General features: G+C 69.1%; 19 protein-coding genes and 1 pseudogene. 4 read left to right on the top strand and 16 right to left on the bottom strand.

Annotated elements, in window-relative coordinates; translation table 11 throughout:
• Positions 1-24 precede the first annotated feature (24 nt).
• From pstS to ACOAMO_RS06915, 7 genes are all read right to left on the bottom strand, one after another.
• Positions 25-1,173 (bottom strand): phosphate ABC transporter substrate-binding protein PstS, encoded by a 1,149-nt coding sequence (pstS, locus tag ACOAMO_RS06945; RefSeq protein WP_420176855.1) that lies wholly within the window; start codon positions 1,171-1,173, stop codon positions 25-27.
• Between the two features lie 201 nt (positions 1,174-1,374).
• Positions 1,375-2,043 carry a DoxX family protein gene (locus tag ACOAMO_RS06940; RefSeq protein WP_420176854.1) on the bottom strand — a complete coding sequence of 223 codons (669 nt, stop codon included), beginning with the start codon at positions 2,041-2,043 and terminating at the stop codon, positions 1,375-1,377.
• Positions 2,044-2,202: 159 nt separating this feature from the next.
• Positions 2,203-3,414 carry a DNA polymerase III subunit delta' gene (locus ACOAMO_RS06935; RefSeq protein ID WP_420176853.1) on the bottom strand — a complete coding sequence of 404 codons (1,212 nt, stop codon included), beginning with the start codon at positions 3,412-3,414 and terminating at the stop codon, positions 2,203-2,205.
• Entirely contained in the window at positions 3,411-4,079 is a 669-nt protein-coding gene (gene tmk, locus ACOAMO_RS06930; protein ID WP_420176852.1) for a dTMP kinase, read from the bottom strand. The genes ACOAMO_RS06935 and tmk overlap by 4 nt, the downstream gene beginning before the upstream one ends.
• Positions 4,076-5,440 carry a hypothetical protein gene (locus ACOAMO_RS06925; RefSeq protein ID WP_420176851.1) on the bottom strand — a complete coding sequence of 455 codons (1,365 nt, stop codon included), beginning with the start codon at positions 5,438-5,440 and terminating at the stop codon, positions 4,076-4,078. The genes tmk and ACOAMO_RS06925 overlap by 4 nt, the downstream gene beginning before the upstream one ends.
• Positions 5,441-5,474: 34 nt before the next feature.
• Positions 5,475-8,348 (bottom strand): type I DNA topoisomerase, encoded by a 2,874-nt coding sequence (gene topA / locus ACOAMO_RS06920; RefSeq protein ID WP_420176850.1) that lies wholly within the window; start codon positions 8,346-8,348, stop codon positions 5,475-5,477.
• 216 nt (positions 8,349-8,564) lie between these two features.
• On the bottom strand, positions 8,565-10,202 hold the full coding sequence (locus tag ACOAMO_RS06915; protein ID WP_420176849.1) for a methyltransferase: 1,638 nt from the start codon (positions 10,200-10,202) through the stop codon (positions 8,565-8,567).
• Positions 10,203-10,305: 103 nt separating this feature from the next.
• On the opposite strand from ACOAMO_RS06915, the gene ACOAMO_RS06910 reads away from it, so the two are divergent.
• Positions 10,306-12,576 carry a DEAD/DEAH box helicase gene (locus ACOAMO_RS06910; RefSeq protein WP_420176848.1) on the top strand — a complete coding sequence of 757 codons (2,271 nt, stop codon included), beginning with the start codon at positions 10,306-10,308 and terminating at the stop codon, positions 12,574-12,576.
• A gap of 204 nt (positions 12,577-12,780) precedes the next feature.
• On the opposite strand, the gene ACOAMO_RS06905 is transcribed toward ACOAMO_RS06910, so the two are convergent.
• The 9 genes from ACOAMO_RS06905 to ssd form a co-directional block, all read right to left on the bottom strand.
• Positions 12,781-13,947: an AAA family ATPase gene (locus ACOAMO_RS06905; protein WP_420176847.1), complete on the bottom strand. Its 1,167-nt coding sequence runs from the start codon at positions 13,945-13,947 to the stop codon at positions 12,781-12,783.
• 77 nt (positions 13,948-14,024) lie between these two features.
• A complete protein-coding gene (locus ACOAMO_RS06900) occupies positions 14,025-14,984 on the bottom strand; it encodes a YceI family protein (protein ID WP_420176846.1) in 960 nt (319 codons plus the stop codon).
• 109 nt (positions 14,985-15,093) lie between these two features.
• On the bottom strand, positions 15,094-15,456 hold the full coding sequence (locus ACOAMO_RS06895; RefSeq protein ID WP_420176845.1) for an Rv3654c family TadE-like protein: 363 nt from the start codon (positions 15,454-15,456) through the stop codon (positions 15,094-15,096).
• Positions 15,449-15,802: a TadE family type IV pilus minor pilin gene (locus ACOAMO_RS06890; RefSeq protein WP_420176844.1), complete on the bottom strand. Its 354-nt coding sequence runs from the start codon at positions 15,800-15,802 to the stop codon at positions 15,449-15,451. Before ACOAMO_RS06890 ends, ACOAMO_RS06895 begins: the two co-directional genes overlap by 8 nt.
• A 98-nt stretch (positions 15,803-15,900) precedes the next feature.
• Positions 15,901-16,203 (bottom strand): DUF4244 domain-containing protein, encoded by a 303-nt coding sequence (locus tag ACOAMO_RS06885; protein ID WP_420176843.1) that lies wholly within the window; start codon positions 16,201-16,203, stop codon positions 15,901-15,903.
• Between the two features lie 495 nt (positions 16,204-16,698).
• Entirely contained in the window at positions 16,699-17,301 is a 603-nt protein-coding gene (locus ACOAMO_RS06880) for a type II secretion system F family protein (RefSeq protein WP_420176842.1), read from the bottom strand.
• Positions 17,302-17,434: 133 nt separating this feature from the next.
• Complete coding sequence (locus tag ACOAMO_RS06875; protein ID WP_420176841.1) at positions 17,435-18,229, bottom strand: type II secretion system F family protein; 795 nt, start codon at positions 18,227-18,229, stop codon at positions 17,435-17,437.
• The gene (locus tag ACOAMO_RS06870; RefSeq protein ID WP_420176840.1) at positions 18,226-19,371 is read right to left on the bottom strand and encodes a TadA family conjugal transfer-associated ATPase; all 1,146 of its coding nucleotides are present in this window, start codon (positions 19,369-19,371) and stop codon (positions 18,226-18,228) included. The genes ACOAMO_RS06875 and ACOAMO_RS06870 overlap by 4 nt, the downstream gene beginning before the upstream one ends.
• Complete coding sequence (gene ssd, locus ACOAMO_RS06865) at positions 19,368-20,411, bottom strand: septum site-determining protein Ssd (RefSeq protein WP_420176839.1); 1,044 nt, start codon at positions 20,409-20,411, stop codon at positions 19,368-19,370. The genes ACOAMO_RS06870 and ssd overlap by 4 nt, the downstream gene beginning before the upstream one ends.
• Positions 20,412-20,544: 133 nt before the next feature.
• Between ssd and ACOAMO_RS06860 the strand changes: the two genes are divergently transcribed.
• The 3 genes and pseudogenes from ACOAMO_RS06860 to ACOAMO_RS06850 all read left to right on the top strand — a co-directional run bounded on the left by ACOAMO_RS06860 (position 20,545) and on the right by ACOAMO_RS06850 (position 23,263).
• Entirely contained in the window at positions 20,545-21,297 is a 753-nt protein-coding gene (locus tag ACOAMO_RS06860; protein ID WP_420176838.1) for a class I SAM-dependent methyltransferase, read from the top strand.
• Between the two features lie 64 nt (positions 21,298-21,361).
• Positions 21,362-22,644: pseudogene (gene nhaA / locus ACOAMO_RS06855) on the top strand (Na+/H+ antiporter NhaA).
• Positions 22,645-22,684: 40 nt separating this feature from the next.
• Positions 22,685-23,263 carry a phage holin family protein gene (locus ACOAMO_RS06850; protein WP_420176837.1) on the top strand — a complete coding sequence of 193 codons (579 nt, stop codon included), beginning with the start codon at positions 22,685-22,687 and terminating at the stop codon, positions 23,261-23,263.
• Positions 23,264-23,296: the final 33 nt, after the last annotated feature.

Here is a 23,296-nt window from a genome sequence, read left to right as displayed (position 1 = left end):
CAGTTTCTGTGGGTCGATTGGGGGTCAGGGGGCGTACGGGAAGGTCTGCGTGATGTAGTCGTCCACCTGCTGGGCTCCTTGTTGGGGCAGCGGCAGGTAGCCGAGCTTCTTCACCGAGGCGTCGGAGCGGTGCAACACGTACTTGAGGTAGCCCAAGGCGCGCTTGGCGTCGGTGCGCTGCTCGGGTTCGCGCTTCATCACGACGTAGATCGGCACCGTCACCGGGTAGGCGCCCTTCGCGTCGGGATTGGGCGCGACGCGGGTGAAGTGCTCGGCGCTGCTCCAGTCCATGCCCTTGACGGAGGCGGCCATCCCGGCCGCGTCCGGGGCGACGAACTGCGAGGCGCCGTTACGCAGCTTGGCCACCTGCAGGCCGGCCGACTTCGCCTGGCCCGGTTCGACGTAGCCGATGGCGCCGGGATTGTCGTTGACGGTCTTCACCACGCCGCTGGAACGCTTGGCGGCCAGGCCGACCTCCTTGGGCCAGGTGACGGCCGGGCCGGCACCGGGGCCGTCATTCCACTGTGGCGAGTTGGTGGCCAACCACTGGGTGATGCCCTGCGTGGAGCCGGAACCGTCGCTGCGGTGCACCGGCTTGATCGCCTGGTCGGGCAGCGTGAGGCCGGGGTTCAGCGTGGCGATCGCCTTGTCATTCCACTTGGTGATGGTGCCCAGGTAGATGTTGGCGACGGTGGTGGCATCCAGCTGCAGCTGTTTGCCGCCCAGGTCCAGGTCGTGCACCACGGCCACCGCTCCGGCGGCGAGGGGAAATTGCCCCAGCTCGCGCTCCTCGAGCGCCTCGGTGGTGAGCGGGTAGTCGCTGACAGCAAAGTCCACCTCGGCGTCAGAGAGCCGCATGATGCCGCCCATGGAGCCCACCGGTTCGTAGATCAGGCCGCTGCCGTCCATCACCCAGTCACCGCCTGTCTGGTCGGGGCGCTCCGGGTTGTCGGCGTTGAAAGCATTGCGGTAGTCGATGGCCGCGCGATCGATCATGGGTGCGGCCAGCGTCGAGCCGGCACCGACGATCTTCGAGTCGTTGCCACGGTTCCAGGCCAGTCCCAGCACCAACAGGCCCACCAGCGACAGGATGAACAGGGGCATGACGAGGCGACGACGCCGTGCGTCGTCGGTCTTGAGCACGGGCACTCCGTTGTCGGGTGATGCAAGCACAGCGACTCCCTCCGAAAGGTCTTCGCCCATGCAAGAGGGGGTGCGTGACAGCAGCCTCGCTTCAAGATGGCCAGTGGATGAACAACCGGGTCAGTCGTCACCCCTGCTCTCAGGTTGGTCTTTTGCCCCACAAGGAAAAGGCCCGGCTCCTCGTACGAGGAACCGGGCCTTACAGGCTGAGGCGGCGCACCGCCATTGCCGTCAGTGCGACATCTTCGCCCTGCGACGGGCAGTGCGGAAGGCGCCGTCGATGCTCCACCGGCCGGCACCGACGAACAGCAGCGTCAGGCCCACCGCGGCCAGCAGCAGCTCGAGTTCTCCGGCGAATCCCGGCTGGCCGGATTCGAAGATCTTGGTGGAGGTCCACTTGACCAGGGCCAGCGCGGCGATGGCCACCACGGCCACGCCGAGCCCGGCCAGCCGGGTGAGCAGACCGAAGACCAGCGCGACGCCCGCCAGCACCTCGGCGATGCCGGTGCCCCAGGCCAGGTACTGCGGGCTGGGCAGCCCCAGCGAGCCCAGGAACTGCTGGGTGCCGGCGATGTCGGTGAGCTTCTGCACGCCGTGGACGCCCATGATGCCGCCGGTCACCAGGCGCAGCAGGAAGAGGCCCAGCGAGGGCACGAACTTGTCGGTGGTGGGCTTGGGGATCGTGGGCCGCACCGGATCGGGGCCGTCGGAGACGGGCACCTTGCCCAAGGCACGGCCTCGCTCGGCACGCTCGCGGGCGCGCTGGGCCGCGCGGTCATCGGCCTCCGCCTGCGCGGCGGCCTCCTGCGCCTCGCGCAAGGAGTCGGTCTGCAGGATCTGGGTGGCCTCGGTGGCGCCGCCCGGACGGCGGTAGGCGTCGTCGTAGTTCTTCTCGGACACGAGGGGTCCCTTCGTCGGTGGGGAAGCACGGTGAGGAAGTGCCGAAATTCCCTTCAAGTTTCGCACCGCATGCTGCGCGGCGTCACCCCGGACACGCACCGGGCGATTCAGCCCTCAGTGGAGCCAACCGGCCCGCCAACCCCTTGGTCAGATGACCATTCAGCGTCCCTCGCCCAGCTCCAGCAGCAGGGCCTCCATCGCCAGCAAGGGCGCCACATTGGTTTCCAAGGCCTCTCGGCAGGCGATGATCGCATCGATGTGGCACAGGGTGCGTTCCGGCGTCGAGCCGCGGGCCTCACGCTCCAGCTGGTTGCGGATCTCGCCATTGATCAGCTGGGGCCCCTGGTCGGCGTCCATCCCGCTGTGCAGGGCCTGGGCCGGCATCGGCGCGCTGATCGCCCCGGTCTGCAACGCCAGCACGTCGCGGTAGAAGGTGGTCAGCTCGGTCAGGACCCGGTCGAGCGCATCCCGCTGGAAACGCTTGGCCCTGGCCTTCTGCTGCTCCTCCAGCTCCTTCAGCGCAGCCGCGGCCTGCCGGGGACGGGCCCCCTTGGTCCCGAATCCGAGCGCCTCCTCGAGCTTGGCGCGCTCGGCGGCATCCATCTCGGCGGTGGCCTTGGCGGCTTCCTCCGCGGCGGCCTTCACCAGGTTGTCCGCGGCGGTGAGGCAGGCGCCGACGCTGACCAGCTTGCCGGGAATCTGCAGCACCGCGTGACGCCGGTTGCGGGCGTCCTCGTTGCGCGCCAGCACCCGCGCCCGGCCGATGTGCCCCTGCGCGGCCCGGGCGGCATGGGCCGCCACCGACGGCTCGATCCCGTCTCGCCACTGCAGCAACTGCGCCACGGCCTGGTCGCTGGGGGTGGACAGCGCCAGCTTGCGGCACCGCGACCTGATGGTGACCACCACGTCGTCGGCGGTGGGGGCGCACAGGATCCACACCGTCTTGGGGGCGGGCTCCTCGATGGCCTTCAGCAGGGCGTCGCCACCGCGGTCGGTCACCCGATCGGCGTCCTCCACCACGATCACCTGGTGGCGTCCCAGCGTGGGGCTCATCGCGGCGCGACGCACCAGGTCACGCACCTCGTCGACGCCGATGCTCAGCATCTCGGTGCGCACCAGCGTCACGTCGGGGTGGGCCCCCGAGAGCGAGGTGCGGCACTCATTGCACTGGCCACAGCCGCCACGGGGGCACTGCAGCGCGGCGGCGAAGGCGCGTGCCGCATTCGACCGGCCACTGCCGGGCGGCCCGGTCACCAACCAGGCATGGGTCATGGCGTGTGACTCCCCCGCCACGGCACGCTTCAGGGTCTGGACGACGCGTTCCTGGCCGACCAGTTCACTCCACAGGTCTCCCGCTGCTTGGGTGCTCACGAGTCGAGTCTGCCCGACGGGTCTGACACTTCCGGGGCCTCCTGCGCCCGCTTGGCGTCGATCAGCTCCAGCACGCGCTCACGGACCCGCTGCGCGATCGACTCGATCGAGTCACGCGCCGGCAGCACCAGGTAGTGCTCCGGGTCGCGTTCGGCCAGCCGCAGGAAGCCATCGCGCACGCGCTGGTGGAAGTCGTCCCCGGCGCTCTCGATCCGATCCTTCGCGGCGATCCGTTTCACCGCCTGCTGCGGATCGGCGTCCAGCAGCACGGTCAGGTCGGGCCGCAGGTTCTGCGTCGCCCACAGCGCGATGGTTTCGACGTCGTCGGGAGGCAGCGCCCGGCCGGCCGCCTGGTAGGCGATCGTCGAATCGACGTAGCGGTCACAGACCACCACCTCACCGCGCGCCAGGGCGGGCTTGATCACCTCGACGACGTGCTGTGCCTTGTCGGCGATGTAGAGCAGGCATTCGGCGCGGGCGGTGATGTCACCCGAGTCGGGGCTGAGCACAAGCTTCCGGATCTGGCCCCCCAGCCAGGAGTCGCCGGGTTCGTGCGTGACGCGGTAGGCCTGCCCCACCTCACGAAGCCACGCCGCCAACTGCCGCACCTGGGTGGACTTGCCCGCCGAGTCACCGCCCTCGAAGACGACGAAGAGCCCGCTCATGGTGCCTCCTTCAGCTGGCGCAACCGGCGTTCGCTGTCGGGCCAGGCCTCGACGAAGACCTGCCGCGCCGCCAGGCACTGGGCCCGACGCCGCTCATAGCGCCGCCCCTCCTGAAAGGCGGTGGCCACGTCCCAGTTCATGTCCAGACGAGGCTGGGCGACGCCGGGCGGCATCTGCGATGCCTGCAGCATCTCCACCACCCGCGCCAGGGCGCGTTCCATCTTGCGAGCACGCTTGGCGAAGAGCAGCTGACCGGTGTGGGCCAGCACCGACAACTGGCGGGCGGCGGTCAGGGTGGCCTCCCACCGCGCGTCAGGACAGTCCGGTGTCAGCGCCTGGGCCCGGTCGAACATGATCCGCGCCAGCTTGATCACCTGGTCGCGCACTGCGCGTCGGGCACGCTCATTCGACTGGTTGCCCAGCTTGGGGGCGCGTGCGGCTAGCACCAGCGAGTCGATCACGTCGAAGTACTCATCCCCCAGCTGGTGGATGGTGTGGTTGGCCATCTGGGCCAGCAGCGTCTGCAGCTCCTGCTCCAACTGCTCCCGCCACTCCGGCTCCAGGGCGAAGGCGAGGCTGCGCACCTCGTCGAGCAGCTCGGCCAGCTGCTCACGCAGCAGGTCCATGTCGTCGTCCAGCCCGCTGCGCAGGCCAAGATCGGTGCGCATCAGGCTGTTGAGCCGGTTGGCGAAGATCCAGCCGGCGAAGCCTTCCAGGCTCTCCTTGGCTCCCAGCTCGCGGGGCGCGCGGAAATCGGTCAGCCCGGTCGCTGGGGCACCGATGCGCTCCCGAAGACCGGGGAATTCCTCCACCCGGGTCCCCCCGCTGGCAGCAAAGGCGTCCGCGACGAAGGTTCGCTGGTCGGCATCCAGGGCATCACAGCGCACCGTGACCTGCCGGTAGCGAGCGGTGGCGGTGCCGGCCCGACGCACGGTGGTCTGTTGGTCGCGGAGCCGGGCCAGCTCATTGCCGTCGGCGTCGAGCAGGCTCCACCGGATGCGCTGCTGGTTCAGCGCCGCGGCGGGCCCCAGCGGGGCGCGGCGCCGGAAGGGACGCACCAGACCGGCCAGCTCATCGGGCAGGTCACCCGAAGCACCCAGCGGTTCGCGTCGCTTGCTGGGCAGCCAGGGCTGCCAGTCGGGTGCGTCCAGGTACCACTCGCCCAGTTCGCCGCTGACCCGGTGGGCCAGCACCACCCCGGAGCGCAGCAGCCGATGGTCATGGGTGTCCAGCAGGGTCACCGCCCGGGTGGGCGCCTGCCGGCGCACGGCACGGGCGAGGCCCAGCTCCGGCTTGACCAGCACCGGATCTGCGACGCCGAAGGGCATCTCGAAGCGCAGGGTGTTCTGCTTGCTGGCCATGTCTCTCCTCAGGTGGCCACGGCGCTGCTGGGGATCACTCCGCCGCTGGCGTGGCCTTCTTCGCGGTCGTCTTCTTCGCGGTCGTCTTCTTGGCCGTGGTCTTGGTGGCCGTCGTCTTGCTCGCGGTCGTCTTCTTCGCGGTCGTCTTCTTCGCGGTCGTCTTCTTCGCGGTCGTCTTCTTGGCCGTGGTCTTCTTCGCGGCCGTCTTCTTGCGGGTGGTCTTCTTGGCAGGACCCTTGGCACGCTTCTCCGCCAGCAGCTCCGCGGCGCGCTCCAGGGTGATCTCCTCCACCGAGTCGTCGCGGCGCAACGTGGCGTTGTACTCGCCGTCGGTGACGTAGGCACCGAAGCGGCCGTCCTTGACCACCACCGGCTTGCCGCTGGCCGGATCGTCACCCAGCTCCTTCAGCGGCGGCTTGGCAGCGGCACGCCCACGCTGCTTGGGCTGGGCGTAGATCGCCAGGGCCTCCTCCAGCGTGATGTCGAAGATCTGCTCCTCGCTGGTGAGGCTGCGCGAATCGGTGCCCTTCTTCAGGTACGGCCCGTAGCGGCCGTTCTGCGCGGTGATCTCGACGCCCTCCTCGTCGACGCCCACCACGCGGGGCAGGTTGATCAGCTTCAGCGCCTGCTCCAGCGTGACGTCGTCGATCGTCATGTTCTTGAACAGGCTGCCGGTGCGCGGCTTGACCGCATTCTTGCCGGTCTTGGGCACGTCCTCGCCCAGCACCTCGGTCACGTAGGGGCCGAAGCGGCCGTTCTTGGCGACGATCATCGTGTGGGTCTCGGGATCGAGCCCCAGCTCCCGCTCCTCGCCCATCGGCTTGCTGAGCAGCTCCTTGGCCAGCTCGACGGTCAGCTCGTCGGGCGGCAGGTCATCGGCCACATTCGCGCGACGACCCTCCTCGTCCTCCACATAGGTGCCGTAGCGGCCGACGCGCACGTTGATGCCGTCGTCCAGGTCTCCGATGGGGAAGGTCGACAACCCACGGGCGTCAATGTCACCCAGGTGGTTCACCAACTGGTACAGGCCCTCGCGGCCGTCGGGTGCCAGCTCACCCGCCCCATCGGCGGAACCGTCGGCATCGCCGAGGCCGGCGCGATGCCCGTAGTAGAACTCGTTGAGCACCTGAAGGCGCTTCATGTTGCCCTTGGCCACCTCGTCGAGGTCACCCTCCATGGCCGCGGTGAAGGAGTAGTCCACCAGCTTGGGGAAGTGCTCCTCCAACAGGCGTGTCACGGCGAAGGCCAGCCAGGTGGGTACCAGCGCGGAACCCTTCTTGTACACGTAGTCGCGCGCGGTGATGGTGCGGATGATCGACGCATAGGTCGACGGCCGGCCGATCTCCAGCTCCTCGAGCTTGGCCACCAGCGTCGGCTCGGTGTAGCGGGCCGGGGGCTTGGTGGTGTGCCCGGCGGGATTCACCTTGGCGGCTTCCAGCTCCTGCTTCTCGGCCAACCGGGGCAGCTTGGCCTGCGCGTCGTCGCTCTTCTGGTCCTCGTCGTCGTTGCCCTCGACGTAGGCCTTCATGAAGCCGTGGAAGGTGATGGTGCGGCCGCTGGCGACGAAACCGGCGCCCTTCACCTCGGACAGCCCGCTGGTGCCACCGTCGATGGTGATCGGGGTGGTGGGGACGGCGTCGAACTTCACCGTCATGGACTGCCCCTCGGCGTCCTTCATCTGCGAGGCGATGGTGCGGATCCAGATCAGCTCGTAGAGGCGGAACTGGTCGCCGGTCAGGCCGGTCTGGGCCGGGGTGCGGAAGGTCTCGCCGGCAGGACGGATGGCCTCGTGCGCCTCCTGCGCATTCTTCACCTTGGAGGTGTAGTGGCGGGGCTTGTCGGGCACGTACTGCTTGCCGAAGAGCTGCTCGGCCTGGCTGCGGGCGGCGCTGATCGCCTGACTGGACAGCTGCACCGAGTCGGTACGCATGTAGGTGATGAAGCCGCCCTCGTACAGGCGCTGGGCCACGCTCATCGCGGTCTGCGCGCTCATGCCGAGCTTGCGGCCCGCCTCCTGCTGCATCGTCGTGGTGCGGAAGGGGGCGTAGGGCTTGCGGGTGTAGGGGCGCGACTCCACCGAGGCGACGGTGAACTTGGCGCTGGCCAAGCCGCCGGCGACGGCATTGGCGGCCAGCTCGTCGAGCGCGACGGTGTTCTTGCTGGTCAGCTCGCCCAGCGAGTTGAAGTCGCGGCCCGCGGCCACCTTCTTGCCGTCCAGGGTGGCCAGTCGAGCGCTGAAGTTGCGGGGATCGGCCTCGGCCCCGGCGTCGAGGATGGCCTCCAGATCCCAGTAGGAGGCGGTCCGGAAGGCCATCCGCTCGCGCTCGCGGTCCACCACCAAGCGGGTGGCCACGGACTGCACGCGGCCGGCCGACAGTCGCGGCATGACCTTCTTCCACAGCACCGGGCTGACCTCGTAGCCGTAGAGGCGGTCGAGGATGCGTCGGGCCTCCTGGGCATCCACCAGGTCAAGATCCAGGTCGCGGGTGTTCTCCAGTGCCGCGTCGATGGCCTGCTTGGTGATCTCGTTGAAGACCAGACGCTTCACCGGCACCTTGGGCTTGAGCTCCTGCAACAGGTGCCACGCGATGGCCTCGCCCTCGCGGTCACCGTCGGTGGCCAGCAGCAGTTCGTCGGCTTCCTTCAGCTCGTCCTTGAGCTTCTTCATCACCGACTTCTTGTCCGCCTGCACCACGTAGATGGGCTCGAAGTCGTTGTCGACGTCGATACCGGTGCGTGCCCACTTCTGTCCCTTGTACTTGGCGGGTACGTCACTGGCGCCCTTGGGCAGGTCACGCACGTGGCCGACGGACGAGTCCACCACGTACCCATCGCCCAGATAGCTCTTGATCTTGGCCACCTTGTTCGGTGACTCGACGATCACGAGACGGCGGGGAGTGGTTGACATGCTGGCGAATACCTCAGGCTTCACGGGGATCTTGGTGGCGGACGAGGTGGACAGACGTCCCCTCACCCGGAGCACCGTCCCGGCTCGGGACCGGGACACTGGTGGTCATCGTATCCACAACGTTCCCATGGGCCGCCACCCGCATGATTCGGCACCCAGCCCCACGAGCTCGTCAGAATGTGGTCGATAATCGGCCGCCAAGGAAATTGGAACGTGTCAAACGCCGTATACGTCCAAGTTCTGACGCGATGTTGCTTCAGCCGACACCAACAGACCGTCGCGCAGCGCCTTGCGCACCTCGGGCAGCACCTCGGCCCGCACGGCGGCGGCGTCGGCCTCCAGCAGCATGGCGATCGCGTCGGTGATCTGGCCCAAGGTGAGTTCGCCGTCGCAGGCGCCCAGCACACCGCCCAGCACCGTGTCCACCTCCATCGCCCGACGCAGACCCGACGCGCTGCGCAGGACGATGTGCTGCGGGTCCTCGGCTCCGGCATCGCCCAGCGTCTCTTGGCTGACGTGTTCCGCGAGTCTCCACTTGTGGGCCAGCAGTTCCTCGTCGCTCAGCAGGGAGTTGGTGACGCAGGCCTGGTGCTCGGCCAAGGCGGCGCCGACCGGCTGCGCGATGGCGTGCGGCCAGCTCTCCACCTGCACGTCGGGGGTGGTGCGCTCGGCGCGGGTCAGGGTGATCCACCCCATCCCGACACCGACGATCCCCAGTCGCTTGAAGTAGTCGATCCACTCGCGGTAGCGGGGCTTCCACTCGGGGCTGCCGGCCAGGCCGGCATCGGTGAGCCACACCTCGATGTAGTTGTAGATGTCCAGCCGCTCGCGCTCCACTACCCACACGTCGCAGCCCGATCCCTCGGCCCAGCCCGCGACGCGCTCCTCCCAGGGCTGGCCGTCGAGGATGGCCCAGTTGCACAACACCTGCAGCGTTCCACCGGGATTGAGGTGGTCGGGAGCGCCCTTGACCACGGCCTCCACCAGTCCGTCACCGGAGAAGCTCCCCTCTCGGTAGACCAGACGTTGGCCGTCGGTGGTGGGCGGGCTCATCACATAGGGCGGGTTGGTGACGATCAGGTCGAACTTCTCGCCCGCGACCGGCTCGTAGAGGCTGCCGTCGCGCAGGTCCACCTCGACCTGGTTGAGCGCGGCGGTGAGTGCCGCCAGCTCCAGGGCGCGCGGATTGATGTCGGTGGCCACCACTCGCTGGGCGTGATGACTCAGGTGCAGGCTCTGCACCCCACACCCGGTTCCCAGGTCGAGCGCACTGCCCACTGGCGTGCGCATCGTCATCTGTGCCAGCGAGGTGGAGGCGGGCGACACGCCCAGTACGTAGTCGGGACGGGTGCGAGTGGTGACCTGGTCCAGCCCCGGGGTGAGGTCGCTGACGATCCAGCCGGAGGCGCCATCATCGGGCGAACCATACGGCCGGATGTCCACCAGCGCCTGCACGCTCTCGCCGGTGACCTGCAGGATGCCGCAGTGGACGAGAGCGGCGAAGAGCTCTCCCTCGACAGGCTCGGGGACCGTGGTGGCCGACTCCCCCATATCGGTGGCGGAACCCCCCATCTCGGTGGCCGAGCTTGTCGAGGCCCCCTCACCAGGCTTGGAGGCCGCGGAGAAGGCGGCACGCGCGGCGGACAGTGGCACCTGCTGCTGCAAGGGCCACAACTTGATCATGGTGGCCTGGGCATCGGTGGCATCACCCAGCACGTCCAGCGCAGGAATCGTCGAGTTGCGCCCCAGACCCTCCTGGCCCGCCTCGCCGATCCGCTCGACCACCTCGTCGATGGTGTAGCGGGCAGCGGTGAATCGGGCACGCAGGTCGTCGACCTGATCTGGCGTCAGCATGCACCAATGCTCACGCCCCGCCGACAGACGGCGCAAGCGGGCGCCTCTCCGCAGCCTCCCGTCCCCCGGTTCGCTGTCACAGGCGCGTGGCATCCTGAACACCATGGCCGTTCCGCAGTGGTTGATGGGTGACGAGGTGGTGCACGTGCACCACCGCGACGCCAGCCCCGGCCGCACCAGTGACTGGCCCTCCTGGTTGCCCGAGCAGGTGCGTGCCACGGTGCTGGCGCACGGCATCGCCAGTCCTTGGGCGCACCAGAGCGAGCTGGCCGAGCACGCCTTCGCCGGGCGACATGCGGCCATCTGCACCTCGACGGCCTCGGGCAAGACGCTTGCCTACCTGCTGCCGGTGATGGCGGCGACCGCCGTCGACGACGGGGTCCTGGGCGTACCCGTCGAGTCGGTGCGCGCCCGGTTGGTGCGACGCAAGCACACCGCGCTGTACCTGGCCCCCACCAAGGCGCTGGCCCATGACCAGTTGCGCAGCGCCACCGAGTTGGGGCCCGAGGGGTGGAAGGTCACCTGCCTGGACGGCGACTCCGACCAGCAGGAGCGGCGCTTCGCCCGCGAGTTCGCCAGCTACGTGCTGACCAATCCGGACATGTTGCACCGTTCCGTACTGCCCAACCATGCGCGCTGGGCGGGTTTCCTGGGATCCCTGCGCTATGTGGTGATCGACGAGGCGCATCGCTACCGCGGCGTCTTCGGCGCCCACGTCGCGGCGGTCATCCGGCGTCTGCGTCGGCTCTGCGCCATGTACGGCGCGCAGCCGGTCTTCATCCTCGCCTCGGCCACCGCGACCAATGCCGGCGAGGCGGGGGGACGTCTGATCGGCGAGGACCAGGTGGCCGTGGTGGACGACGACGCCTCACCGCATGCCGCACGTGACGTGGTGCTGTGGCAGCCGGCGGACTCCCCGCACGGCGACGCCGCACGCGTGATGGCGAATCTGGTGGACGAGGGCAAGCAGGTGATCACCTTCGTCGCCAGCCGCACCTTGGCCGAGCTGATCGCGGTGCGTGCCCAGGACCAGGTGACGCGTGGCGGACAAATCGCCTCCTACCGCTCCGGTTATCTGGCCCAGGACCGCCGCGGTCTGGAGCGAGCCCTCAGTTCGGGTGAGCTGCGGGGCGTGGCAGCCACGAACGCACTGGAGCTGGGCATCGACGTCGCGGGAATGGATGCCGTGATCATCTGTGGTTTCCCCGGAACGCTGGCCGCCCTGTGGCAGCAGGCCGGGCGCGCCGGCCGCGGTGAGCGAGATGCCTTGGTGGTGCTGATGGCGCGCGAGGATCCGCTCGACGTCTACCTCTTCGAACATCCCGAGCGCCTCTTCGATGCGCCTGTGGAGAGCACCGTGCTGCACCCCGAGAATCCCTGGATCCTGGGCCCCCACCTGGCTGCCGCCGCTCAAGAGGCCGCACTGACCAGCGACGATGCCCGCTGGTTCGGGGACGGCATGGAGCGTCTGTGCCAGCAGCTGGCCCGGCAACAGCTGCTGCGGCAGCGCCCCACCGGCTGGTACTGGACCCGTCCGGAGCGGGCCGTCGACTCGATCGACCTGCGCTCCTTGGGTGGCAGGCCGCTCGACATCGTCGACCGTGACACCGGCCGGGTGGTGGGCCAGATTGAACGCGGCGCCGCCGACCGCACCGTGCATCCCGGGGCGGTCTACCTGCACCTTGGTGAGCAGTGGTTGGTCGACGAATACCTGCCCGAGGAGCTGCAGGCCCTGGTTCATTCCGAACGGCCCGGGTACTTCACCCAGCCACAGAGCCTGTCGGAGGTACGCATCCTGCAGACCTCACACAGTCGTGACTTCGGCCGTGGCAGTGTCCACTGTGGCGAGGTGGAGATCACCGAACAGGTGGTCGGCTACCTGCGACGCGACGAGATCACCAGCGAGGTGTGGGACTCCACTCCCCTCCAGATGGACGAGCACACGCTGCGCACCCGCGCCATGTGGTGGCAGGTGCCGCAGGAGCTCGTCGCCGAGCTGGGGCTCAATGCGGTGCAACTGGCCGGTGCCGCGCATGCTGCCGAGCACTGTGCCATCGGGCTGCTGCCCATGTTCGCCCCGTGCGACCGGTGGGACATCGGCGGCGTGTCCACGATCCTGCACCCCGACACCGGCTGTTGCACGATCGTGGTGCACGACGGCCACCCGGGTGGTGCCGGTTTCGCGGACCGCGGTTTCGAGCGCGCCGAGGAGTGGGCGCTGGCCACCCTGGAACGCCTGGAACAGTGCGACTGTGATGCTGGTTGTCCCAGTTGCGTGGTCAGCCCCAAGTGCGGCAACGCCAACCAGTCCTTGGACCGCGACGCGGCTCGCCGGCTGATGAGTGGACTGTTGGGAATCGACGCCTTCGACTGAGACCGGGCATGCCCTCGACAAGCTCGGGCAACGTGGGGCGGGCCCGGGGCAACATTGGGGCAGGCCTGGGGCTGCCCTCGACAGGCTCGGGCAACGTGGGGACAGGCCTGCGCTGCCCTCGACAGGCTCGGGGAACCTTGGGCAGGCTCGAGCGACGGCTACGACGGCCGAGCGCACCCTACGACGGCCGAGCTTGTCGAGGCCTCAGCGACCGCCCCAGTCCCACAGCGGCTGGTCGAAGACACCACGACCAGCGACGAGGGTCTCGCCGGTGTCCTTGACCAGTTCGTGGTGCTCCAGATCGTCACCCAGAAGCTCCTGCAACGCGCCCACCAGGGCGGTGGAATGCGAGACCACCACCACTTGGGTGCGCTTGCTGGCCTCGCTCACCAGTTGCGCCAGCGCGGGGATCATCTGGGGATGCAGGCTGGTCTCCGGCTCGTTGAGCACCAGCAGCCGTGGCGGGCGCGGGCTGAGCAGAGCGGCCGCCAGCAGCAGGAAGCGCAGGGTGCCGTCGGACAATTCCTCCCCGGACAACGGCCGCAGCAACCCGTGTTGGTGGAAGCGGACCTCCAACCGGGTTCCCGCCTCCTCGACGAGGACCTGACCACCGGGGAAGGCCTTCGCGACGACGTTGTCCAGCACCTCTCCGAAGGCCGACTCCCGGATGGTTTGCAGGGCGGGCACCAAGTCAGATCCGTCCGCGGCCAGCACCGGGGTCCAGGTGTTGACGTGGGGACCGCGGGCGGGACTGGCGGGATCGGTGCGGAAGGAGTCGTAGAAACGCCAGTTGCGCACCTGCTGCCGCATCGCCACCAGCTCGGGGTACATGGTGGGTTCGGCCAATTCGCTGAGCATCGACAACTTCTCGGGAAGGTGTTCCATCACCTTCGTCCAGCGCTCCTGGCGCGCCTCGACCAGCGCACCCTTGCGCCGCACCAAGGTGCTCGCGGGCCGCATCACCGGGGCCGCAAAGATCAGCTCGCGCTTGATCTCGGGATCCTGCACGAACATGGTCTGGCGAGGTGTCGGCAGCCCGATGTCCATCAGGTAGCCCAGGTCGTCGGCGACGAAACCCAGCCCCAGGCTGACCGGATTGACCCGTTTTCCCTTGCCCTGGACGGGAACCTCACCGCGGCGCATGGCCTGGCTGATGTTCTCGGGACCGGCCCACAGCACGCTCGCCAGCCCACCCTGCCGGGCCAGAGAGGAGACGAGCTGCCCGTTGGCGGCATCGCCAACCAGGCCGAGCGCCTTGTACAGGCTCGACTTGCCGACCCCATTGGCCCCGGTGACCAAGGTGACCTGCCCCAGGGGCAGCACCAACTGGCGCAGACTACGGAATCCTCGAACGGCGATCGTGCTGATCATGACTCGACCCTAGGGACCGCCTCTGACAGTTTCGGGCCACCACGGCCCGTCTTCGACGGTCACCAGCGAGGACGGCGTCAGTCGCGCTGTGTGAGACGCCGCAGCAAAGTGCCCAAGCCTGAGCGGGCTTCCTTGCCCGGCTGCGCGGATGTCTCAGGCTGCGCGGATGACTCCGGATGCGCGCACTGGTCAGGCTGATCAGGGGTCTCGAACTGCGTGGGACGGTCCGAGGACGACGCATGCCTCTTCGAGGCGGGCCGCGCCGCCGCGATGACGGGTTCACAACCCCGGGCAGGCGGTTCACTGCGCTGCTCGTCAGCGGTGAGGGCGTGGCCGCCGGGCACTGACGGGGCCGGCGACAGATCCTCATCGTCGACGATGGCGCGTCGCATCCCCTGGCTGCTGGCCACCACCACCAGCTCGGTGCCCTCGTCCGCTGCGTGGTCCGGGAGGTCCTGGTAATTCGCGACACCGCGGCGGGCGGTGGTGCCGCCCTGCCGCACCGCCGAGGCCTCGATCTCCAGGTCGATGTCGTCACCGATCAGCCATCCCCCCGTCTCCAGGGCGGCGTTGTAGGTGAGCCCGTAGTCGGAACGCTTGATCCGGGCGTGGGCCTCGAAGCCAATGCGTTCGTTGCCGAACGGGTCGGTGGAGCTGCCGGTCCATTCGAAGACGAGCGTCAGCTGCTTGGTGACGTCCTTGATCGTCAGGTCACCGGTGATCTGCACGTGGCTGTCGTCCACGATGGCGAACTCGGTGGCCACATAGGTGATGGCGGGATACCTGGCGACGTCGAAGAAGTCGTTGTTGCGCAGGTGGTAGTCACGCTCGGCCGAGAAGGTGTTGATGCTCGAGGTGCTGATGCTCACCATCAGGGCCGAGTTCTCGACGTGGGCGCAATCGATGAGGGCATACCCCTGGAACTGGTCGAAGGTGCCACGAACCTTGCTCAGCCCGGCGTGGCGTACCGCGAATCCCAGGGCGCTGTGCGCCAGGTCCAGGTGGTACAGGCCATGGATGTCCGAAATACGATGCACGCGCGTTTCCCCCGACTCGCTCCAACCTTCAACGAAGCCACGGTAACGGCATCGGGGTCTGTTGTGGCGGTTTCGAGCCTTCCACAAGTGCGGTCAGCCGTCCCGGCACTCAGCTGACGTCCAGATTCCCGGCGATGGCTGTTCCCTTGGCCCAGCGCGGCCCGCCGGTGATGGCGGGCCTCAGCGGGCTACGCACCACGACACTGACGCGGAACTGCTCGGGGTGCCCCTCGGTGCGGCAGGTGAGCAGCTCTCCCCCATTGCGACGGGCGGCCTGCCGTCCTGCCTGGCAGGCGTCGCCTCCCCGCTGGAAGCTCTGTGCCGCCGCCAGTGCCGACAGGTCTGCCGCCGCCCGGGCCCGATGCAGCGAACCGATCCATCCCACCAGCCAGGCCGCAGCCAGCATCGCCATGCAGATCGCCAGGATCAGGGCTCCCACCAGCGCCGTCGCCGCACCGCGTTGGTCACGCACCGCGGTCTCCTTCCTCCAGATCGGCGACGGCTCGTCCCTGCACCTGGACCGGCCCCAACTCGCCCAGCCGCTGCTCGACCGCGACGGTCACCGTGACCGTGGACGAGCCCTTCTCGATCGTCACCCGGGCCCCCTCGGGCGCACGTTGGCGCGCCTGGGCGGCGGCCTTGTCGTCGTCACGAGCCAGTTGGCGGGCCATCTGGGCTGCCACGTCACCGCAGGTGGTCTGCACCACCACCAGGTTCACCACCCAACAGGCGATCACCAGCGCCATGGCTGCCGTCACCAGCCCCACCGCCAGCTCCGCTGTCACCATGCCGCGCTGCCCTTGCCTCGGTTGCACCATCTCTCCCCTCCTACTCCGTGACCTGACTCCGTGACCTGACCTGGGCCCAGGCAGTGGGGCGGTCCACCCCCACACGAACCGCCCCACGCGATGCCTGCTCAGCCCGGGATCTGGGCGCTGAGCTGGCCGATCAGGGCGGTGATCTGCTTGAGCAGGACCCCGAAGAACTCCTTGTCGTTGAAGACCTTCATCAAGGTCACGGCCAGGGCACATGCGGCGAGGATCCCCACCGCATACTCGGCGGTGACCATGCCGCGCTGGCAGGCTCGACGCACGGCTGCCCGCCGTCCGTCGGAGGACACGGCACCGGCGGCCCGAGACACCGGCTCGGCCTCTGGGGAGCACGTCGTGGCCTGCAGCGCGCAGGTCGAGGTGGGAAGGGTCATGGTGGACTGGGACATCTTTGGTCCTTTCATCGGGTGGCCCGGCACTCGCCGGGTTCACCGAGGGATTGTGTTCACCGGCCCTCCGTCGCCTTCACCCTCGTGCGGGGCTGTGGGCAACTCCTCGGCAACCGCGACCTGTGGACAACCACTCCGGCGCTCGAACCCGACGCGACCGAGCCCGAGGACGCCCGGAAGTGACCACACCGCGCCCGACGACACCGCGCCCAGTGGTTGCCAAGACGGGCGTGCACGGAGGACGGGGATGCGCCAAGGAAGGAGGACCCACGGACAGGCCGGGCATCAAGCCAGGTGCGCCAAGGCAGATGGGCCTCAGGACGGGTGGGCGCAGGGGACAAGCAGGCTTGACGGTCTCAGGGCATGCCAACATGCCCCGGTGCCGCACAGACCGGGGCGGTGACACCCATACCGGGGCGGTGACACCCATACCGGGGCGAGGGCGCCCAGACTGACCCCGCTGGGTCTGGAGCGCTGTGGCGGCAGCACCCCTGCTCAGCGCAGGGTGAACTGCTGCACCAGGCCGGCAATGATCGGCACCACCCCGGTCAGCAGGAAGGCCGGCAGGAAGCAGGCCATCAGCGGCAGCACCGAACGCACCCCCACCGTGCGGGCACGTTTCACCACCGCTTCCTGACGCCGCGCCCGGGCGTCATCGGCGTGTCCCCGCAGCACCTGGGCAGCCGCCGCCCCGGTGGCGGCGCTACTGGCCAGATCGTGGGCCACCTCGCCCCAGACCGGATCCTCGGCCAGAGCCAACCAGGCCTGGGCCTCGTCGATCCCGATGCCCACCTGGGATGTCACCTTCGCCACGGCGGCACTGGCGGGCTGAGGCCCGATTCGCGCGGCCTCTGCGGCCGCTCCTCGCAGCGGCAGTCCGGCGTCCAGGGCCGAGGCCATCAGGTCGAGCACCTCGGGCAACTGCTGCACGCTGCGTGCCTGGTCACGGCCCTCGGCAGTGCTCACCACCTGCCCCAGCCCGACGAACACCATGCTTCCCACAGCCACGGCCAAGGCCAGTCGCGCCAAGAGCGGCCCGGGGAGCAGGACGCCCACCAGCAGGCCGGCGGTGCTTCCTCCGACCAGTCGTAGCTGCACGGGCGGCGCCCCTGGCCGGGAGGCCAACCACCCGGGAGCGCCGCTCCGTCCGGGTGGCCGCAAGGTCACTGGTGCGGGTTGGCACCACAGCCACACCGCAAGGCCGCACATCAGGCTTGCCCACCACGCCATCTCAAATCCTCTCGGCGGCAGCGGCCATGTGTTCGGTGGCCAGCACTCCGATGCAGGCCAGGACCACGCCGGCCAGCAGACACAGCTGTCCCATGGCGGTGCCCAACAGGAAGCTCACCGGATCACCTCCGGCGATGCGTCCCAGCAGGATCCCCAACAACGGAAGCAGCGCCAACAGTCGCGCCGTTGCCCGGGGGCCGGCCAGTTCCGATGCCACCAGCTGCGAGGCGGCGCGCTGCGCCCTGGTCTGTTCACTCACCTGCACCGCCAGGGCCGCGATCGGAGCGCCGGTGCGCTCGCACAATTCCCAGCCGCGGGCCAGCGACAGCAAGCCCTCCCGTCCGTCCACCTCGGCGGCGGTGCGCAAGGCTCGGGTCACGTCGCCACCGATGGTCAACGTCGCCGCGGCGTGTTCCAGGGCCGGGCTCTGTTCCGCGGCTCGGGCCAGGGCCCGCGCGGGGACCGCCCCAATGCGCAACTGTCCGCTGAGCACCCGCATGGCTCGTGCCACGTCGGCCTGCGCCCCCTGCCTGCGACGGGCGCGCACCTCTTGCCAGACCAACCATCCGACGGTCCCGACCACCGCCAACAGCGTTCCCGCCCAGCAGAAGCCACGCAGACCGTCCAGCCAGACCGCCCCCACGAGCACCAGCCCGACCGCTGCGATGATTCCCGGCCAGGCGAGCTCCACCTGACGTCGGGCTCGAGCCGCCTCCTGCAGAACGGGGCGAGGGCCCATCCATCCCCAGACCGCAAGCCCCCACAGCAAGGCCGCCATCACCGAGGCACCACTCATGCCAAGAGCTCCTGCAACTGGTCCCAGGCCGGTCCGGGCACGGCGGTCTGCCCGTGCACGAAACCCACCCCGTCCACCACCTCCACATCGCGATCTGCACGACGACGAAGCACGCCGATCTGGGACACCATCCGCCGCCCGTCACCACCTCGTCGCACGTGCACCACCAACCGCAGCGCGGAAGCGGCCTGGGCGTGGCAGGCCTCACGCCCCATCCCGCCCAGCGCCGCCAGCGCCTCGAGTCGGGCAGGGACATCGCTGGCCGAGTTGGCGTGCACGGTGCCGCAGCCTCCCTCATGGCCGGTGTTCAGCGCGGTGAGCAGGTCACACAGCTCGGCACCACGCACCTCACCCACCACCAGCCGATCAGGACGCATGCGCAGCGCCTGACGCACCAGGTGGGTCAGCCCCACCGCGCCCACTCCCTCGGCATTGGCCTGCCGGGCCTCCAGACGCACACAGTGAGGGTGGTCGGGCGCCAGCTCCCGGGAATCCTCCACCACCAGCAATCGCTCGTCATGGGGCACCAGCGACAGCAGTGAGGCCAGCAGCGTGGTCTTGCCCGAGCCGGTTCCGCCGGAGACGAGAAAGGCGATGCGACGCTGCACCATGCGACGCAGCAGGTCTGCACAGTCCTGCCCCATCGATCCGTTGGCCACCCACTCCTCCAGGGGCAGCGAGACGCGCGAGGGCACCCGCAGCGACAGGCAGGTGCCGGGGTCTGCGATGCCGCCCAGCACGGCGTGCACCCGGGTGCCGTCGGCGAGCCTGGCATCCACGCACGGGCTCGCCTCGTCCAGCCTCCTGCCCACCGAGGCCGCCATCCTCACCGCCAGCCGACGCACCTCCTGGTCATCGGTGAAGGTCACCTCGGCCCGCTCCAAGCCATGACCACGATCGACGTAGACCTGCTGGGCGCCATTCACCAACACGTCGGTGACGCCCGGTTCGTGCAGCAGATGCTCCAGTGGGCCCGCGCCCACGCTGGTGCGCCGCAACGCCTCCAGGGTCTGCATCACCCGGGCATCGGAGACGACGAGCCCCAAGCCACGCAGCGCCTGGGCCACGTCGGCCGGTTGGTAGGCACGCCCCAAGGAGGCCAGCCGCATCCGCACCAGCTCCAGCTCCTCCTGGGCGGTCATGACGCCACCACCTGTTGCACCAGCTCGGAGACCTGGCGGGCATATCCGCCTCGCCCCCGGCCCGGGGGTGCTCCGCGTGCCGCGTCGCGGATGACACTGCGGTGGTGGCCAATGCGGCCCAGCATCGGCGTCGCGAGGCCCTCGGCCACCAGGTGGGGGTCCAGTGCTCGTCCCGGCCCAGTGCGCACCACGAGTTCGAGGTCATGCCAACCCAGCCGTTGGCGACGCGAACGGGCCGCCATCACCGAGCGGACGTCACCGCCCACCACCAGCAGCTGTCGTTGCCCGGGCCAGCCGTCCACAGCGGTGGCACCGACGCCGGAATCGACCACCACCAGGTCATGGGTGCGTTCCAGGCAGGCGAGCACCGAACGCACCGCATCGACCGGCAGATCGTCTCCTGCACCGTTGGCGCCACCGGCCCGACGCCCGTGGGCGACGATGTCCACGCCCGAGACATTGGGCAGGTTCCCGTCCAGTCGCTCGATGTGCCCGACCGCTGAGCGCAGATCTGCCCAGCGCCAGCCCGGTGCCGTCTCGGCCCCGAAGAGCAGGTCGAGCCCACCCCCGTCGGGGTCCAGCTCGACGACGGCCGCACGCTGGCCGCGTTGGCTCGCCTGCTGGGCGAGGGCACAGCACAACGTGCTCACCCCCAGCCCACCCGAGCCGCCCGCCAGCCACACCACGCTGGCCTGCCCACCCTCCGACGTGGTCTGGGCCAAGACCTGGGTGAGGGCCGAATCCTGCTGTGGCAGCACCAGGATCGAGGCCTCCAGCAGGGCCGACCAGGCGGCCAGCTCCGCCATGTCCGAACCGACCAGGTGGACCCTCGGTCTGCTCTCCAGGGCCAGGCCACAGACCCGGGCGGCCATCTCGACGGCCACCACCACGCAGGCCGCCGTGCGCCAGGTGGCCCGCACCTGCACCGGATCGTGCACCACCTCGGGCTCCACCCCTGCCGAGGCGCAGGCTGCCAGCACCGACTCGATGGTCCTGGGGTCCTTCGCCACCACCAGTGGCGCCGTCACAACGCTGTTCATGACCAGAGTGTGTGCAACCCCGCCCCGGCACGGGCTCTGCCGGCACCGAGGCTGTGGACAACCTGAACTGTGGAAAACCTGCCGGTCCGGTCAGCGGGCGAATCCGTGCTGCACAGCGAATAGAGTGGCATCCATGCCCTCCTCCCGACGCAGCCAGTTCCCGGGCCAGGCCATCGACTGGATGGTCGGCTCGCAGGCTGCCCGCGTCCTCAACCTGGGCGGCGGGGCGGCTCTTCCCCAGCTGCTGGCCTCGCGCGGGCACACCGTCTTCGCGTTGGACAAGGACCTTCGACGCGTGGAGCGCTACCGCGACGACGGCCGGATGATCCCCGTCGCGGCCGAGGCGGAGGCGCTGCCCTTCGAGCCGTGCCAGTTCGAGGTGGTGACCTGCCACCAGGTCTTCCACCGGTTCGCGCCGGGCCGGGCCCTCAGCGAGATGGCTCGCGTGCTGCGCCCCGGAGGCGTGGCCAGCGTCTCGTACCTGGTTCGCGACGACTCGGTGCCGTGGGTGAAGCGGTTGGTGAAGCTGCTGCGTCAGGTGGACGAGAACGCCATGCGCGGTGACTACGGCCACGAGTCGGTGCAGGCCCTGGTGGACAGCAAGTACTTCCCCGAGGTGGAGCAGCACAGCTTCCGGGTCTGGCAGACGGTCGATCGCCCCACCCTGCTCGCCATGGTGGGCAACCAGCCAGCCGTCGCCGCGCTGGACGAGGAACTGCGCCAGATGGTGCTGACCGAGGCCGCGCAGCTCTACGACAGCGCCGTCCCGGGGGCCGACGACCTGCGTCTGCCGTACACGATGCACGTCTGGCGAGCATGGGTGGACCACGTGGAACTGACCGCCCCCATCGAGATCGACGACACGGGGCTCGTCATCCCCCTGTAGAATTCATCGAAGGTGTGCCGGGAAGTCTGGTCGGCGTTTTCTGCCGTCGAACCCTGAGGACACCATGACTTCCCATCCCACTGGTTCGCCCAGCCACGACACCGGGGCCCGCCGCCACCCCCGGCGTCGCATCATCTTCGGGCCGGGCCGCGCCGCCAACCAGCTGCACCTGGGCGAGATCCTGCGACGCGAGACCGTCGGCGGCATGCTGATGCTCGCGGCCACCGCCCTGGCCCTGCTGGTGGCCAATCTGGCGCCCAACTTCTACAGCGAGCTCTCCCACTTCACGCTAGGCCCGCTCGACCTGCACCACTGGGCGGCCGACGGTCTGCTCACCATCTTCTTCTTCGTCGCCGGCCTGGAACTGAAACGCGAGATCGTCGAGGGCTCGCTGAGCCGTCCCGCCGACGCACTGCTGCCCATCCTCGCCGCCGCCGGCGGAATGATCGTGCCGGCCGGCATCTACGTCGCGATGAACCTGCTGGGCGACGGCAGCCTGAACGGCTGGGCCATCCCGATGGCCACCGACATCGCCTTCGCCCTGGCCGTGCTGGCCATCGTCGGATCCCAGCTGCCGCTGGGCGTGCGCGCCTTCCTGCTGACGCTGGCCATCGTCGACGACCTGGGCGCGATCATCGTGATCGCCGTCTTCTTCGCCAGCGGCATCTCCCTGGTGCAGCTGGTGGGCGCGCTGGTCTGCGTGGCCCTGTTCGCGCTGGCACAGCGCCGCAAGATCAACGCGGTCTGGCTCTACGTGCTGCTGGGCGTGGCCGCCTGGTGGCTGATGCTGCAGTCGGGGGTGCACGCCACCATCGCCGGCGTCGCGCTGGGCCTGGTGACCCGCACCGACGAGTACGAGGAGCACGACCCCGTGGATCGCTGGAAGCACGCCATCGAGCCCTGGTCGGCCGGCCTCGTGGTGCCGATCTTCGCCTTCTTCGCCGCGGGCGTTCCCGTCAACGGCGACATGATGCGTTCGCTGGTGAGCAATCCGGTGCCGCTGGGTGTGCTGCTGGGCCTGTTCGTCGGCAAGTTCATCGGCGTCTACACCGCGGCCCGGCTGACGGCTCGCTTCACCTCCGCGGAGCTGGCCCCCGGCGTCCAGTGGGGCGATATCGCGGGCACCGCGGTGTTGTGCGGCATCGGCTTCACGGTCTCGTTGCTGATCTCCGACCTGGCCTTCCCGGGCGATCTGGAGTCGGCCCAGGGCGCCAAGGCCGCGGTGCTGATGGCCTCCTTGCTGTCAGCCGTGGTCGGTGGCTTCCTGTTACGCCGTCGGAGTAAAAAGCAGGCCCAGACCGCCCTCTGACCTCCCGTGAGGTGCCCTTCGCGAGCGGGTACGTCTAGGCTGTGCGTGGAGCACAGCACACTTTGAGGAGCTGAACACATGGCCGAGCAGCAAAATCCGAAGACCTTCGTCGACAACCTGAAGGTGGACACCAAGTCAGTCGTGATGGACAACATCGCACTGGCCAAGGCAGAGGTGACCCCCGCCGCCAAGGCCGCTGGCATCGGTGGCGGCATGTTCGGCGCGGCCGGGTACCTGGCGGCCAATGCGGCCTCCCTGCTCTTCCTGGCCGGCGGCGTCGGCTTCGCCCTGTGGTTCTCGCACCTGTTCGGCTGGGGCCCGCTGGCCTCGGTCGCCCTGGGCTTCGTCGCCATGGCCATCGTCCTGCTGATCCTGGCCGGCATCCTGGCGCTGATCGGCAAGGGCCAGCTCAAGAAGGTGAAGGCGCCCGAGGCCACCATCCAGGAGGCCAAGGTGACCGCCGCCACCCTGAAGCAGTCGCTGAACCGTGGCATCAACGAGGTCGAGGCCAATGTCCGCGACCGCAAGGGTCTGGCCAACGCCAAGCGCGCCGCCAAGGACGTCTCCTCCGCCGACTTTGCCGGCAAGCGTGCCGAGACCGTCGCCACGCCCGCTCGCGGCACCGGTGGCGCCACCAGCACCGACGTCCTGAAGTGACGCGCCTGAGCAGCAACACCCACTGACAGCAAC

Origin of the sequence: Luteococcus struthionis (assembly GCF_048595755.1) — a bacterium.
GTDB lineage: Bacteria > Actinomycetota > Actinomycetes > Propionibacteriales > Propionibacteriaceae > Luteococcus.
This window is presented reverse-complemented; position numbering and strand designations above follow the sequence as displayed.